At 73.9% G+C, this 14,332-nt stretch carries 12 protein-coding genes; 5 read left to right on the top strand and 7 right to left on the bottom strand.

Features of this window, described 5'->3' with window-relative positions; genetic code table 11:
• Positions 1 to 38: 38 nt before the first annotated feature.
• The 4 genes from AB1207_RS22990 (at position 39) to AB1207_RS22975 (ending at position 4,977) form a co-directional block, all read left to right on the top strand.
• Complete coding sequence (locus tag AB1207_RS22990) at positions 39 to 1,202, top strand: sugar ABC transporter substrate-binding protein (protein ID WP_367641027.1); 1,164 nt, start codon at positions 39 to 41, stop codon at positions 1,200 to 1,202.
• Between the two features lie 7 nt (positions 1,203 to 1,209).
• Positions 1,210 to 2,769, top strand: coding sequence for a sugar ABC transporter ATP-binding protein (locus AB1207_RS22985; RefSeq protein WP_367641026.1), 1,560 nt, complete (start codon positions 1,210 to 1,212; stop codon positions 2,767 to 2,769).
• 5 nt (positions 2,770 to 2,774) lie between these two features.
• The gene (locus AB1207_RS22980; RefSeq protein ID WP_367641024.1) at positions 2,775 to 3,806 is read left to right on the top strand and encodes an ABC transporter permease; all 1,032 of its coding nucleotides are present in this window, start codon (positions 2,775 to 2,777) and stop codon (positions 3,804 to 3,806) included.
• 208 nt (positions 3,807 to 4,014) lie between these two features.
• Complete coding sequence (locus AB1207_RS22975; protein ID WP_367641023.1) at positions 4,015 to 4,977, top strand: AraC family transcriptional regulator; 963 nt, start codon at positions 4,015 to 4,017, stop codon at positions 4,975 to 4,977.
• 3 nt (positions 4,978 to 4,980) lie between these two features.
• Here the strand turns inward: AB1207_RS22975 and AB1207_RS22970 are convergent, their stop codons facing one another.
• The 6 genes from AB1207_RS22970 to AB1207_RS22945 are packed head-to-tail and all read right to left on the bottom strand — an operon-like array spanning position 4,981 to position 12,483.
• Positions 4,981 to 5,610, bottom strand: coding sequence for a GntR family transcriptional regulator (locus AB1207_RS22970; protein ID WP_367641022.1), 630 nt, complete (start codon positions 5,608 to 5,610; stop codon positions 4,981 to 4,983).
• Position 5,611: 1 nt separating this feature from the next.
• Positions 5,612 to 7,174: a dipeptide ABC transporter ATP-binding protein gene (locus AB1207_RS22965; RefSeq protein WP_367641021.1), complete on the bottom strand. Its 1,563-nt coding sequence runs from the start codon at positions 7,172 to 7,174 to the stop codon at positions 5,612 to 5,614.
• A gap of 5 nt (positions 7,175 to 7,179) precedes the next feature.
• Positions 7,180 to 8,922 (bottom strand): gamma-glutamyltransferase family protein, encoded by a 1,743-nt coding sequence (locus AB1207_RS22960; RefSeq protein ID WP_367641084.1) that lies wholly within the window; start codon positions 8,920 to 8,922, stop codon positions 7,180 to 7,182.
• Positions 8,923 to 8,978: 56 nt separating this feature from the next.
• The gene (locus AB1207_RS22955) at positions 8,979 to 9,866 is read right to left on the bottom strand and encodes an ABC transporter permease (RefSeq protein ID WP_367641019.1); all 888 of its coding nucleotides are present in this window, start codon (positions 9,864 to 9,866) and stop codon (positions 8,979 to 8,981) included.
• Positions 9,863 to 10,819 (bottom strand): ABC transporter permease, encoded by a 957-nt coding sequence (locus AB1207_RS22950; RefSeq protein ID WP_367641082.1) that lies wholly within the window; start codon positions 10,817 to 10,819, stop codon positions 9,863 to 9,865. Before AB1207_RS22950 ends, AB1207_RS22955 begins: the two co-directional genes overlap by 4 nt.
• A complete protein-coding gene (locus AB1207_RS22945; RefSeq protein ID WP_367641018.1) occupies positions 10,819 to 12,483 on the bottom strand; it encodes an ABC transporter substrate-binding protein in 1,665 nt (554 codons plus the stop codon). The genes AB1207_RS22950 and AB1207_RS22945 overlap by 1 nt, the downstream gene beginning before the upstream one ends.
• Before the next feature lie 125 nt (positions 12,484 to 12,608).
• Between AB1207_RS22945 and AB1207_RS22940 the strand changes: the two genes are divergently transcribed.
• Entirely contained in the window at positions 12,609 to 13,343 is a 735-nt protein-coding gene (locus AB1207_RS22940) for a YoaK family protein (protein WP_367641017.1), read from the top strand.
• Positions 13,344 to 13,370: 27 nt separating this feature from the next.
• On the opposite strand, the gene AB1207_RS22935 is transcribed toward AB1207_RS22940, so the two are convergent.
• A complete protein-coding gene (locus AB1207_RS22935; protein ID WP_367641016.1) occupies positions 13,371 to 14,276 on the bottom strand; it encodes an SDR family NAD(P)-dependent oxidoreductase in 906 nt (301 codons plus the stop codon).
• Positions 14,277 to 14,332 lie beyond the last annotated feature (56 nt).

The following is a 14,332-nucleotide window of genomic DNA, read 5'->3' as shown; positions in this document are numbered from 1 at the left end:
AGACCCCGCACCTCGCTCGATCCCAGGAGAACCCGACGATGCGCTCTCTCACGTCCCTGCGTGCCCTGCTCGCCCTGCTGCTCGGGTGCGTCCTGCTCACGAGCTGCTCCTCGCCGCCGGGCGGCGCGACCCCCGGCGGCTCGGGTGGTTCGGCCCAGGCCGCCGCCGACACCACGGCGGCCGTGGCCGCGGTGGACGCCGCCTACGCCGGCAGCAGCACCCGGCCCCCCGCACAGGGGCCCGCACCGGCCCAGGGCAAGACGGTCTGGGTGCTGTCGGCCTTCCAGCAGGTCGCGGGGCTGGCCCACCTCACCGACGAGACCGTCGAGGCGGCGAAGGCGCTGGGCTGGGGCACGCAGGTGTGCGACGGACAGAACAACACCGACGGGGCGTGGGCCAAGTGCGTGCGCCAGGCCGTCGCGGCCGGTGCCGACGCCATCGTCCTGGAGTCCATCGACTGCGCCCCGGTGGCCCAGGCCCTCAAGGAGGCCAAGGCCGCCGGTGTGCTCGTCGCCTCGCTGACCTCGTTCGACTGCGACGACCCGACCCAGGGCGGCGGTCAGCCGCTGTTCGACGTCACGGTGCCCTTCGTGGGCGGGACGACCGCGGCGCAGAGCTACGAGGCCGCCGGCCAGCTCCGGGCGGACTGGGTCGTGGCGCAGACGAAGGGGGCGGCCCAGGTCGTGCACGTGGAGTTCCGCGGGGTCGCGTTCGGGGAGCACCTGGCCGACGCGTTCAACGAGAGGATCGCCGCGTGCAGCGGCTGCGAGGTCGTGGGAACCGTCGTCATCACCCCGGCGGACGTGCCGAACATCCGGCAGAAGTTCGAGACGGCGATGCTGCAGCACCCCGAGGCGAACGCGGTGGCCGTCGACGTGGACTTCATGCTCCCGGCCGGCATCCAGCAGGCGCTGACCACCTCCGGCAAGGACCTCGCCGTGGCCGGCGGTGAGTGCACCCGTGACTCGGTCGGGTACCTGCACACCGGCGGAGGCATCGACATGTGCATCGGGCAGTCGCCGGTGTGGTTGTCGTACGCCGGCATCGACGGACTGAACCGGGTCTTCGCCGGGCAGCCGGTCGTGGACTCCGGTCTGGGTGAGCAGCTGGTCGACGCCGACCACAACCTGCCCGCTCAGGGCGACTGGTACGCCGGGTCGGTCGACGCCCCCGCCGGCTACCGCGCGGCCTGGGGACTCTGAGGTGGTCGTGGACGCTCCCCCGGTGGTCGCGCTGCGCCTGGCCGGAGTCAGCAAGACCTTCGACGGCGTGCCCGTGCTGCGCGGGGTGGACGTGGAGGTGCGCCCCGGCCGCGTGCACGCCCTCCTGGGGGGCAACGGTTCGGGCAAGTCCACCACCCTGAAGGTCGTCGCGGGCGTGTACACGGCGGACCCCGGCGGCACGATCACCGTCGGCGGGGTCGAGCACCCCGCCGACGGGTTCAGCCCCGCGGCCGCCCACGCGGCCGGTCTGCGCTTCGTGCACCAGGACCTCGGGCTCGTCGAGGACCTGACGGTCGCCGAGAACATGGCGCTGGTGCACGGCTTCCCCGGCCGGGCGGGATCGGTGGGCTGGCGCGCGCTGCACCGCCGCACCGCCCGGCAGCTCGCCGACGCGGGCCTCGACCTTGACCCGCGGGCCCGGGTGCGCGAACTGCGCCCCGGCGACCGCACCCTGCTGGCCGTCGCCCGCGCCCTGCAGACGGGCACGGGCGGTGGACCGGAGCGGGGACCGCTGGTGCTCGTGCTCGACGAGCCCACCGCCAGCCTGCCCCGGAACGAGGTCGACGGTCTCCTCGCCGAGCTCCGTCGACGCCGGGGCGAGGGGCACGCGGTCGTCTACGTCAGCCACCGCATCCCCGAGGTGCTGGCGGTCGCGGACGACCTCACCGTTCTGCGGGACGGCGCGGTCGCCCACTCCGGGCCGGTCGAGGGCCTCGACGAGACCGCGATCGTCGCCCTCATGACCGGCACCTCCCCGGCGTCCGGGGTGGACCAGCGCCACCCGGCACCCGCCCGCGACGGCGAACCGGTGCTGCGGGCCCGCGGCCTGAGCTTCCCGGGCGTGGGGCCGGTGGACCTCGACCTGCACCCCGGTGAGGTGGTGGGCGTCGCCGGGCTGCTGGGGTCGGGGCGCAGCCGGCTGCTGCGCGCGCTCTCGGGCCAGGTCCCCCGCACCGGCGGCACGCTGGAGCTCGCCGGTCGCCCGGTCGAGCACCGCAGCCCGCGCGCGGCGCTGGCCGACGGCATCGCGTACGTCCCCGAGGACCGGGCCCGGGAGGCGGCCTTCGCGGACCGCCCGTTGTGGGAGAACGTCTCCGCCATCGCCTACCCCCGCTTCCTCCGGCCCTGGGGCGTGGCCCGGCGCGCCGAGAAGAGGGCCGCCATGGCCGCCGCCGGGCGCTACGCCGTGCGGGCCGCGCACGCCGACGTCCCCTTCGCCACGCTGTCGGGAGGGAACCAGCAGAAGGCCGTGCTGGCCCGCACCACGTGGACCGACCCCAGCGTGCTGCTGCTCGACGAACCCAGCCAGGGGGTCGACGCCATGGCCCGCCGCGACATCCACACCCTGGTCCGCGGGCACGTGGTCGACGGGGCACGGGCCGCGCTCGTCGTCTCCTCCGACTTCGCCGAGCTCGCCGCCCTGTGCGACCGGGTGCTCGTGGTGGCCGGCGGCCGCCTGCGCACCGAGCTGGTGGGGGCGCAGCTGCAGGAGGACGTCATCGCCCAGGCCGCGCACTCCCAGACCCCCGACCGACAGGACTCCTGAGGACCATGACCAGCGAACCCACCACCACCGTCACGCCCGTGGGCGCCGTCCCCGCCGCTCCGCCGCCCGCCGTCCGCCGCCCCCTGCGGGTGGGCTCCCTCGTCGAGCGCTACGGACTGGTCCTCGTGCTGCTCGCCGTCGTCGTGTTCTTCTCGGTCGCCCCGGCGTCCGGGCTCGCCTTCCGCAGCCCGGCGAACTGGCTGGCGCTCACCGCCAACCAGGCGGTCACCCTCACCGTCGCCCTGGCCCTGCTCTTCCCCATGGCGGCCGGGTTCTTCGACTTCTCCGTCGGAGCCGTCGCGGCCACCTGCTCGGTCGTCGCCGCCGCCGCGATGAGCGCGCACGACCTCCCGCTGCCCGTGGCCGTGGGGCTCGCCCTGCTGGCCGGCGTGGTGATCGGCGGCCTGCAGGGCGTGCTGGTCGCCTACCTGCAGATGAACCCGTTCATCGCCACCCTCGGGACGGCCACCCTGCTCGGCGGCGGCATCTTCGCCTACACCGGTGGTCTGCAGATCACCCAGGGCATCTCGCCCTCGCTCACCGCCCTCGGGTCCGGGAGGTGGTCCGGGTTGCCGAGCATCGTGGTCGTCTCGGTGGTGCTGGCCGCGGTCTGCTGGTTCACCATGGCGCAGACGGCGTTCGGACGACGGCTGTTCGCCGTGGGGTCCAACGCCGCGGCCGCCCGGTTGGTCGGCGTCGACGTGCGCCGGGCCCAGCTCTCCGCGTTCGTGCTCTCGGGCCTGGTCGCCGCGGCGGCGGGCGTGCTGCTGCTCGGCCGCCAGGGCGCGGCCACCGCGGACAACGGCATGACGATGCTGTTCCCGGCGCTGACCGCGGTCCTGCTGTCGACCATCGTCATCGACGTCGGTCGCCCCTCCGTCCTCGGCACCGTGATCGGCGTGCTGTTCCTCGCCGTGAGCACCAGCGGACTGACCCTCATCGGCTCGCCGGCCTGGGTGAGCCAGGTGTTCTCCGGGGCCGCGCTCCTGCTCGCCGTCGGCGTCGCCGGACTCGGGCGGCTGCGGCGCACCAGGTGAGCGTGCCGGCGGTGGGGCCGATCGGGCGGTCCTGCCGGCCGGTGGGTGGTGGTCCGGTCGAGCGGCACCACCGGTGGTGGACCGCGTCGGGCACCATCGTCCCCACCGGGAACCCGGCCGGCTCACCCTTCCGCACCCCTTCCCCAGCGACGAGGAGGACCCCCCGATGGCGGCACGACAGCCTGTCCCCGGCCTGGGTGACCCCCACGTGAGCTCCATCGACGCGCCCACCCGGCTGGCCGGCTACCTCGGGGAGGACTCCTCCCTCGGGCTGGCACCGGGCGGGTCCCCGGCCGACGAGATCCGACTCGCCTGGGGTGGCCCGGGCGCCACGCTGACGATGGTCACCTGGCACTTCGGGGACCTCGACTTCGCGCTCTTCGAGGGTGACCGCGGCGTCTGCGTCCAGCCCGCCCTGCGGTCCCGGGCCCCGTGGGCGGGACTGGTCGTGGGCATGAACCTGGGCGGCACCACCGTCGCCCTCGAGCAGCGGGGCCGGTCTGTGCTCCTGCCCGAGGGCCACTTCACCTTCTTCCACGGCTACGTGCCGTACCGGATCAGCACCGGCGGACCGCACCGCTGGCTGGTGTGCCGGCTCCGCTTCCTGCGGGTCGGGACCGACACCGACCGGGTCAACGGGCTGCTGGCCGGGGACATGACCTCCTCGGGGAGCGCGGGCTCGCTCCTGTCCGAGCTCCTGCGCGGGTCGACGCAGGCCCGGGACACGTTGCGGCCCAGCGGTCGCCTGCACTGCGCCGACGCCATCCACTCCCTGGTCCGGGCCGTGGTCGACGAGGCGGCGCTCCCCCACGGACCACGGCCCGCCAACGACTCCTTCGGGCGGTACACCCAGTGGCTGGAGGAGCGCATCCAGACGGTCGGGCTCGACGCCGAGGCGGTGGCGACCGCGCACCACGTCTCCGTCCGGCAGGTCCGGGGCGTGTTCGCCGGCAACGGCAGCACGGTGTCCGCGTTCGTCCGGGAACGACGCCTGGAACACCTGCGGCACGACCTGCTCGACCCGTCGCTGGCGGGGTGCACCGTGGCGACCCTCGCCCGGCGGTGGGGCATGGACAACCCCCCGGCGGTCAACCGGCTGTTCCGGGAGCAGTACGGCCTGCCTCCGGCCGCCTACCGGCGGCAGAACTCCGGCATCGACTCCACGCCCTGACGCCTACCCCCGCGCGAACCCCCGCCGCGACGTCTCCACGTGCCTGACCATCGCTCGCCCGGCCTTCCCCTCGTCCCCGGTGGCGATGGCGGCGACGATCCGGCGGTGCTCGGTCCAGGCGCGGTGACCCTGCTGGGGGACGGTGGTGGCGTAGGCCCACTGGATCTGCTCGCTGACGCGGCGCAGGACGAGGGTCATGCTGTGCGATCCCGACAAGCGGGCCACCGTCCCGTGGAACCGGGAGTTGAGTTCCGCGCCGAGGACGGGGTCGCCGGAGTCGAGGGCGGCGAACCCCGCCTCGACGATCTCCGTCAGTTCGTCGACCACGAGGCGCTCCCCCGCCGCGACCCGCCGGGCGCAGCGGCTCGCGGTGATCTCCTCCACGACGCAGCGCACGGCGTACAGGTCGGCGAGGTCGTCGACGGGGACCTCCGCGACGCGGGCGCCGGCGTTGGGGCGCAGCTCGACGAAACCCTCCCCGGCCAGCGCCCGCAGCGCCTCCCGCACGGGCACCCGCGAGGTGCCGTACCGGTCGACGAGGGCCGTCTCGGTGAGCCGCGTCCCCGGCGGGAAGAACCCGCCGAGGACGTCGCGCCGCAACTCCTCGACGACGCGCTCGGCCGAAGCCCCCACGTCAGGCCGCCAGGCGGCCGGGGATCGCCGACAGCAGCTGGGCGGTGTACTCCTCGCGGGGGTTCTCGAACACGTCCCCGATCATGCCGTGTTCGACGACCCGGCCGGACCGCATCACGAGGACCTGGTGCGCCAGGTGCCGCGCGACGGCGAGGTCGTGGGTGATGAACAGGTACGTCAGCCCGAGGTCCTCCTGCAGCTGCTCCAGGAGGCGGAGCACCTGCTGCTGCACGAGGACGTCGAGCGCGGACGTCGCCTCGTCGAGGACGACGACCTTCGGGTTCAGCGCCAGGGCACGTGCGATGGCCACGCGCTGGCGCTGACCGCCGGACAGTTCGGCCGGACGACGCTGCGCGAAGGTGCGGCTCAGCGACACCTGGTCGAGCAGTTCCCCGACGCGTGCGCGACGGCTGCGGGGGTCACCGACGCGGGCGATGCGCAGGGGTTCGTCGATGAGGCGTTCGAGGGTCTTCGTCGGGTCCAGGGACCCGAACGGGTCCTGGAACACCGGCTGCACGTCGCGCCGGCCGCCGTCGACGACGACCTCCCCGCTCGTGGCGTCCTCGAGCCCGAGGACGAGCCGGGCGGTCGTCGTCTTGCCCGACCCGGACTCCCCCACGACCGCGGTCGTCGTCCCCGCCGGGACGCTGAAGGACACCCCGTCGACGGCGCGGAGCTTCTCCCGCTGACCCCGGATGCGGTACTCCTTCACGAGGTCCCTCACCACGAGCACGTCCTCGCGCGTGCGTTCCGGCAGCTCCCGCGGCGCGGTGCGCCCGGCCGTCGCGGGGGCGGCGGCGACGAGGGCGCGGGAGTACTCCGCGCTCGGTGCCCGCAGCACCTGCGCCGCCGGACCGGTCTCCACGACCCGGCCGTCGGACATCACCACGACGTCGTCGCAGCGGTCGGCCGCCAGCGCCAGGTCGTGCGTGACGAGCAGCAGCGACGCCCCGCGCGCGGCGGTGAGCCGGTCGAGGTGGTCGAGGATCTGCCGCTGGACCGTCACGTCGAGCGCCGACGTGGGTTCGTCCGCGATGAGGAGCTCCGGTTCGGCGGCCAGCGCCATCGCGATGAGGACGCGCTGGCGCATCCCGCCGGAGAACTCGTGCGGGTACTGCTTCGCTCGCCGGCCGGCGTCGGGGATGCCGGCCTCCTCCAGCAGTTCCACGGCCCGCTCCCGCGCGGCCGACCCCTTCGCCAGCCCGTGCATCACGAGGGTCTCGGCGACCTGGCGGCCGACCCGCGCCGAGGGGTTGAGGTTCGACATCGGGTCCTGCGGGACGAGCCCGATCTGCCGCCCGCGCAGGCGCCGCAACCGGTTCTCGTCCCGGCCGCGCAGGGCCGTCGTGATGTCGTCGCCGGCCACGACGACGCGGCCACCCGTGACGCGGCCCGCGCCCTGGAGCAACCCCAGGACGGCGGCGGCCGTCGTCGACTTGCCCGACCCGGACGCCCCGACGACGGCGACGCGGTGGCCGCGGCGGACCGTCACGTCGACGCCGTGCAGGACCGTGGTGGCGCCGTAGGCGACCTCGAGGCCCTCGACCTCCAGCAGGTTCGTCACGCCGTTCACCTCCCCACCGCGTAGCCCTGGGCCCCGCGGGAGTTCGCGGCCGCGTGCAGCACACCCGTCTTCGGGTCCCGTCCGGCGCAGGACAACCGGCCCAGCGACCAGTCCCCGGACCGGGTCACGACGTGACCCCGCTCCTCGAGCCCGGCGATGACGTCGTCCCCGATCCGGCCCTCGACGACGGCTCCGCCGGGTGTCCAGGTCCGCGGCCAGAACGACCCCGGCATGGACGTGGTGTGCAGGGCGGGTGCGTCGATCGCCTGCTGGGGTTCGTACCCGCCGACGAGCGTCCGCAGCAGGTACAGCAGCTGCCACTGGTCCTGCTGGTCGCCGCCGGGAGTTCCGAGCGCCTCGACGGGAACCCCGTCGCGCAGCAGCAGCGTCGGCGTCAGGGTGGTGCGGGGACGTTCCCCCGGCCGCAGCGCCGAGGGCGAGTCCTCGTCCAGCCACGTCATCTGCAACCGGGAGCCGAGGCAGAACCCGAGCTCCGGGACGGTCGGGGACGACTGCAGCCACCCACCGGAGGGCGTGGCCGACACGACGTTCCCCCAGCGGTCGACGACGTCGACGTGGCAGGTGTCACCGCGGGTCGTGCCGGTGCTCTCGACGGTCGGTTCGCCGACGGTGGGTTCACCGACGCCGACGGCGGACGGGGCGTCGGTGCGCAGCGGGGGCACGTGGGGTGTCCGCCCACCGGGGCTGCCCGGGCGGAACTCGCGCGAGGCCCGGTCGGTGATGAGGGCACGGCGGGTCGCGGCGTACTCCTCGGACAGGAGTTCGCGCACCACGTCCGGGTCCGCGGCCGAGCCGTACCAGGCGTCGCGATCGGCGAGAGCGAGTTTCAGCGCCTCGAGGACGGTGTGCGCACCGCGGACGGTCGAGGGGTCGAGGTCGGCGTCCTCGAACCCGTCGAGGATCCGCAGCGCCTGCAGCAGCACGGGCCCCTGGCCGAACGGGCCGGTCTTGGCGACCGTCGTCCCGCGGAACTCGATCGTGGTCGGCTCCTCGAACCTGGCGGAGAACCCGGCCCAGTCGGAGGTCTCGAGGACCCCGGCGTGGTCGGTGCCGGAGGAGTGCCGGTGCGGGGTGCGGAGGAACTCGACGGCCTCGCGGGCGACGAAACCTTCGCGCCACTCGCGGCGGAAGGCCTCGATCCGCTCGACGCGCGACCCGGCGTCCTTCCCCGCGTCCACCAGCCGCTGCAGCGTCCGCGCCCACGCCGGGTTCGTGATGACGTCCCCGTGCTGGGGGATCCGGCCCTGCGGCATCCACAGCGCCGCCGAACTCGGCCAGTGCTCGCGGAACAGGTCGGCCACCGAGGCGATGGTCGTCCCGACGCGGCCGACGACGGGGTGGCCGTCGCGGGCGTACCCGATGGCGGGGTCCAGGACGTCGGCGAGTTCCCACGTCCCGTGGTCGCGCAGCAGCACCATCCAGGCGTCGACGGCACCGGGGACGGCCGCCGCGAGACCGCCCGCCCCGGGGACCGTGTCGAGGCCCTCGGCGCGGTAGTGCTCGATCGTGGCGGCCGCGGGCGCGGGGCCCTGACCGTTGAGGACGACGGGGGTCGGGTCCTGCGCGGTGGCGAACACGCCCGTCATGTCCCCGCCGGGTCCGTTGAGGTGGGGTTCGACCACGTGCAGGACGAACGCCGCGGCGACGGCGGCGTCGAACGCGTTCCCGCCGCGCTCGAGGACCGACTGCCCCGTGGCGGAGGCCAGCCAGTGCGTCGAGGCCGTCATGCCGAAGGTGCCGCGCAGGGTGGGCCGGGTGGTGTGGTCGGTCGGGGGCGTGAAGCTCACCGGTGGTCTCCGCTCGGGTCGAGGGCGTCGCGCAGGGCGTCGCCGAACAGGTTGAAGGCCAGGCACACGAGCACGATCGCCAGGCCCGGGAACAGCGCCGCCGTCGGCGCCCGGAAGATGTACTGCTGCGCGTCGGACAGCATGATGCCCAGGCTCGGGGTGGGCGGCTGGATGCCGAGGCCGAGGAAGGACAGCAGCGCCTCGCCGATGACGACGGCCGGCACGATGACCGTGGCCTGCACGACGATCGAGGGCACCGCGTTCGGCAGCACGTGGGTGGCGAGGATGCGGACCCCGGAGGCGTCCATCGTCTTGGCCGCCAGGACGTACTCCGCCCCGCGCAGCCGCAGGGTCTCGGCGCGGACCACGCGGATCACCTGCGGCACGTGGGCGATGCCCAGGGCGATCGCGGCGTTGCCCAGGCTCGCACCGCGGATCGCGGCGAGCCCGACGGCCAGCACGAGGAACGGGAACGCCAGCACGACGTCGGTGACGCGCGAGACGACGGCGTCCAGCCCGCGCCAGTAGCCCGCGGCCAGGCCGAGCGGCGTCCCGACGACGACCGACAGCACGACGGCCAGCAGCGCCACCTGGAGCGAGGCGCGCAGGCCGAAGAGGATGCGCGACATCACGTCGCGGCCGAGGTCGTCGGTCCCGAGCCAGAACCCCACGGTGCGCGGGACCTGGAAGGGCGTCTCGAAGTGGACCTGCGTCGGCGGGTAGGGCGCGAGCACGGGCGCCAGCAGCGCGGCCAGCACGACGAGTGCGGCGAGCACCATGCCGACGACGCCGGAGGGGTTGCGCAGCATGCGCCGCAGCACGACACCGCGGGAGGACCCGAGGTCGACCTCGAGCCGGTCGGCGGCCTGGACGGTCTGGCTCATCGGGAACCTCCGGCGACGCGGATGCGCGGGTCGAGGACGGTGTAGAGGAGGTCGACCACCAGGTTGATGACGACGTACGCGAGGGTCACGACGAGCACGACCCCCTCGATCACGGGGTAGTCGCGGCTGAACACCGAGTCCAGCGTCAGCTTGCCGAAGCCCGGGAGGCCGAAGATGCGTTCGGTGACGACGGCCCCCGAGATCAGCCCGCCGAGCTGCAACCCGACGAGCGTCACCACGACGACGAGGGAGTTGCGCAGGGCGAAGCGCAGGACGACCGCGGAGCGGGACGCACCCTTGGCCCGGGCCGTGCGCACGTAGTCGGCCGAGAGGTTCTGCAGCATCGAGGCGCGCGTCTGGCGCATGACGACGGCGGCGATCCCTGCGCCCAGGATGACGGCCGGCAGCGTCAGGTGGTGCAGCGCGCGCAACGGGTCCTCCCCCGGGGAGACGTACCCGGACGCGGGGAACCATCCGGTCCCGACGGCGAGGTAGAGGATCGCGAGCAACCCCAGCCAGAAGCTCGGCACCGACAACCCGAGCAGGGACAGGCCGTTCACGCCGGCCTCGGCCCAGGTGCCGCGACGGACGGCCGCGACGACCCCCATCGCCAGTCCGAACACGACCGCGAAGAGCATCGCGTAGACGGAGAGCCAGACCGTCACCGGCAACGTCGCGCCGATGAGGTCGGTCACCGGGGTCCCGGTGCGGACCGACGTCCCCAGGTCGCCCCGCAGCGCGCTCGTGAGGAACCGCCAGTACTGCACCCAGACGGGCTGGTCCAGTCCGAGGTCGGCCCGCACGGCGGCGAGCGCCTCGGGCGTCGCCTCCTCACCGGCCACGGCGAGGGCGGGGTCACCGGGCAGGGCGCGGACGCCCGCGAAGACGACCATCGAGGCGAGCACGAGCGTCACGACGCTCTGCCACAGCCGGGACAGCAGGAAACGTCCCATCACTCACTCTCCTGGAGGAAGGCGGCGCGTCCGAGGCGGACGACGCCGTCGGCGAAGGTCTCGACCCCGGCCACGGAGCCCTCACCGGAACTCACGTACCCGGTGATGCTGCGCACGCGGTAGAGGTAGACGATCGGGTTGTCCCGCTGGACGACCGTCACGACCTGCCCGTAGAGGTCGGCGCGCGTGGCGGGGTCGGTGCTCTGCGCGGCCCGCTTGAGCAGGGCGTCCACCTCGGGGTTCGAGTAGCCCGAGTAGTTGTTCCCCGCTCCCGTGGTGAGGAAGCTCGAGGAGTTCCCGTGCGGGTCGACACGGCCGGACCAACCGAGCTGGACGGCCTCGAAGTCGCCGGAGGACTGCTGGTCGAGGAGCGTGGAGTACTCCACCGGTTCGATCTCGAGCTGGAACCCGGCCTCCAGGACGCTGGCCTGCAACGCCTGCGAGAGGCGGAGGGTGTCCGCGGTGTTCGACGCCGAGACCCTGATCCGGTAGGGCAGTTCCACCCCGGCCTCGGTGAGCAGCTGCTTGGCCCTGGCGGGGTCGTGCGGCGGACAGGCGTTCGACGCGTCCGTCGCGTAGGTGCTGGCGGGCGAGACGAACGAGCACGCGGGTTCGTACCAGTCGTTGAAGACCGAGTTCACGAGGGCCTGCCGGTCGACGGCGAGCGAGAACGCCTCGCGGATGCGGGGGTCCGTCGCCAGCGGGGTGTCGATGCGACCCGGGGGTTTCCCGACGCCGGCCGTGTTGCCGAGGTTGAACGTGACGCCCTGGTACCCGAAGGATCCGGTCTGCAGCAGGCCGATGCCCTCCTCCTGCTGGAGGGCGTCGACGTCCTGCGGCGACAGGCTGTCGGCGACCTGGACGTCGCCGGAGCGCAGGTTCGCGGCCCGGATGTTCGCGTCCGTCATGATCCGGTAGGTGATGCGGTCGAGGTGGACCTGGTCGGCCGCGTAGTAGTTCGGGTCACGTTCGACCGTGATCGACGTCTGCGGGACGCGGTCGACGAACTTCATGGGCCCCACGCACGTCGGGTGGTCGCCGAAGTCCTCGCCCCGTTCGGCGAGCGCCGTCGGGGACATGACCATCCCGGCCCGGTCGGCGAGGGAGGCCGTGAGCGGGGCGAACGGGGCCTTGTAGCGGACCACGACGGTCGACGGGTCGGCCGCCTCCACGGTGTCGACGGGTCCGAGTTCGCTCTTGCGCGAGCTCGTCTCGAGGGTGAGGTTCCGTTCCAGCGTCGTGACGACGGCCGCGGCGTCGAGGGGGGTCCCGTCGGCGAACCGGACGCCGGACCGGACGGGGATCGTCACGGTGAGGCCGTCGGGCGACGTCGTGGGCAGGGCCGCGGCGAGCTGCGGGACGAGGTTCCCCTCGGCGTCGATGTCGTAGAGCTTCTCGCAGATCGCGTTCATCACGTAGCGCGTGTAGAGCGAGGACGACGTGGTCGGGTCGAGCCGGTCGGGTTCGGCCGACAGGGCCATGACGAGGTCCCCGCCGTCGCGGACGGGACGGTCGCCGACCGCGACGCCGGTGACGTCCTCGCGCTCGGGCGCCTCGCCGACGGGCTGGACGGGGACGCAGGCCGCCAGCGCGAGGACGGGCACGACCACGAACGGGGGCAGGGCACGGGACAGGAGACGGAGCAGTGCTGGTCGAGCAGTCATCGCGAACCTCTCGCAGGTCGGACTCAGCAGCCGAACGTATACAATCCGAGCACCGTACTCTTCCTGTGTTTCCCCGGTGTTTCAAGAGGCACCGGGGTTCGGAATCCGCCGAGCAGGAGAACGCGATGCCCCCCGAGAAGACCGCCGCACCGTCCCCCGCCGCCGTCGCCCGCGGCGCGCGCCGGGCGTCCTGGCACCTCGCGCTGATGCTCGTGCTGACCTTCTCGACCGGCATCGTCGACGCGGTCGGCTACCTCGGCCTGGACCGCGTGTTCACCGCGAACATGACGGGGAACGTCGTCATCCTCGGCATGGCCCTCACCGGGTCGGAGGACCTGCCGATCGTGGGGCCCGTGCTCGCGCTCCTCGGCTTCCTCGCCGGCGCGGCCGTCGTGGGCCGGGTGCTGCGCAAGGCCGCCACGGGCTGGACGACGGCGTCGACGTGGGTCTTCGTCGTCGTCGGGGTCGTGCTGGCGGGGCTCGGCGTCGCCACGTCCCTCATGGTGGGCCTGCCGGTGGAACCCGGCACGACGCCCCCGCCCGCGGCCCTGGCCGTGACGACCGTGCTCGGCATCGCGATGGGCGGTCAGGCCGCCGCCGCGCGCCGCCTCGCGGTCAAGGACGTCACCACGGTCGTCGTCACGTCGACGCTCACGGGCCTGGCCGCCGACTCCCGGATGGCCGGCGGCACGGGCGACGGGTGGCGTCGCCGCCTGGGCGCCGTCGTGCTGATCCTCGCCGGGGCGGCCGCGGGCGCGGCGCTACTGCGCTGGCACATCGGCGCCGGCCTCGGGGTCGCGGCCCTGATCTCCCTCGTCGCGGCCGTCCTCGGGCACTTCCGGGCGCACGCCACCCGCTGAACCGCACGGGGCTCACTCGCGCGGGGTTCACACGGGGAAGACGACCCCCGTGAGCTCCTCGGACACCGCCCACAGCCGGCGCTGGACGGCGAGGTCGTGCGACTGGTCGCTGGACGCCACCTGACGCGGGTAGCCGCGCGCCTCCCCCGCACCGGAGGGTCCGAAGTACTGACCACCCAGGACGGCGGGGTCGGTCGCGGCCCGCAGCGTGGGCAGCGCCCCCATGGCCGCGGGCTGCGTGAGGACGTTCCCGACCCGGTCCATGAGCGCGCGCACGGGGGCCGGGGTGTGCCGGACGAGTTCGGTGTTCGAGACCCCCGGGTGGGCCGCGACGGCCACCGTGCTCGTCGGGTGCGCGGCGAGCCGGCGCTGCAGCTCGTAGGTGAAGAGCAGGTTGGCGAGCTTGGACTGCCCGTAGGCGGCCACCTTGGAGTACGACCGCTCCCACTGCAGGTCGTCGAAGTGGATGGCGGCGCGGATGCGGTGCGCGACGCTGCTGACCACCACGACGCGCGATCCCTCGACGGGCAGCAGCGCGTCGAGCAGCAGCCCGGTGAACGCGAAGTGCCCCAGGTGGTTCGTGCCGAACTGCAGCTCGAACCCGTCCTGCGTCGTCTGCCGTGGCGTGTACATGACCCCGGCGTTGTCGATCAGCAGGTCGATGCGGGGGTGCCTGCCGCGCAGGGCTTCGGCCGCCTCGCGGACCGAGGTGAGCGAGGACAGGTCCAGCCGCTGGACCGAGACGTCCCCGCCCATCCGCGACGCCGCCGCCGCACCCTTCTCGACGTCCCGGACGGCCAGCACGACCGTCGCGCCCCGCTGCGCCAGCACCTTCGCGGTCTCGAAGCCGAGGCCGGTGTTCGCGCCGGTGACGACCGCCACCCGGCCGTGCTGGTCGGGCACGTCGCCCGCCGTCCACCGCGTGCTGCTCACGTCGTCTCCCTGCGTCCGGCGCACCTCGGTCGGCGCGTTCCCAGGGCGATCATGCG

Origin of the sequence: Kineococcus endophyticus, from assembly GCF_040796495.1 — a bacterium.
Classification (GTDB): domain Bacteria; phylum Actinomycetota; class Actinomycetes; order Actinomycetales; family Kineococcaceae; genus Kineococcus; species Kineococcus endophyticus.
The sequence above is the reverse complement of the archived record's forward strand: the minus strand, read 5'-3'. Positions and strand labels throughout refer to the sequence as shown.

Bases quoted from the DNA above. Each gene is read 5' to 3' on its own strand.
- AB1207_RS22990 (WP_367641027.1), top strand. From the start codon at position 39: ATGCGCTCTCTCACGTCCCTGCGTGCCCTGCTCGCCCTGCTGCTCGGG.
- AB1207_RS22980 (WP_367641024.1), top strand. From the start codon at position 2,775: ATGACCAGCGAACCCACCACCACCGTCACGCCCGTGGGCGCCGTCCCC.
- AB1207_RS22960 (WP_367641084.1), bottom strand. From the start codon at position 8,922: ATGACGGCCTCGACGCACTGGCTGGCCTCCGCCACGGGGCAGTCGGTC.
- AB1207_RS22955 (WP_367641019.1), bottom strand. From the start codon at position 9,866: ATGAGCCAGACCGTCCAGGCCGCCGACCGGCTCGAGGTCGACCTCGGG.
- AB1207_RS22950 (WP_367641082.1), bottom strand. From the start codon at position 10,819: ATGGGACGTTTCCTGCTGTCCCGGCTGTGGCAGAGCGTCGTGACGCTC.
- AB1207_RS22945 (WP_367641018.1), bottom strand. From the start codon at position 12,483: ATGACTGCTCGACCAGCACTGCTCCGTCTCCTGTCCCGTGCCCTGCCC.
- AB1207_RS22940 (WP_367641017.1), top strand. From the start codon at position 12,609: ATGCCCCCCGAGAAGACCGCCGCACCGTCCCCCGCCGCCGTCGCCCGC.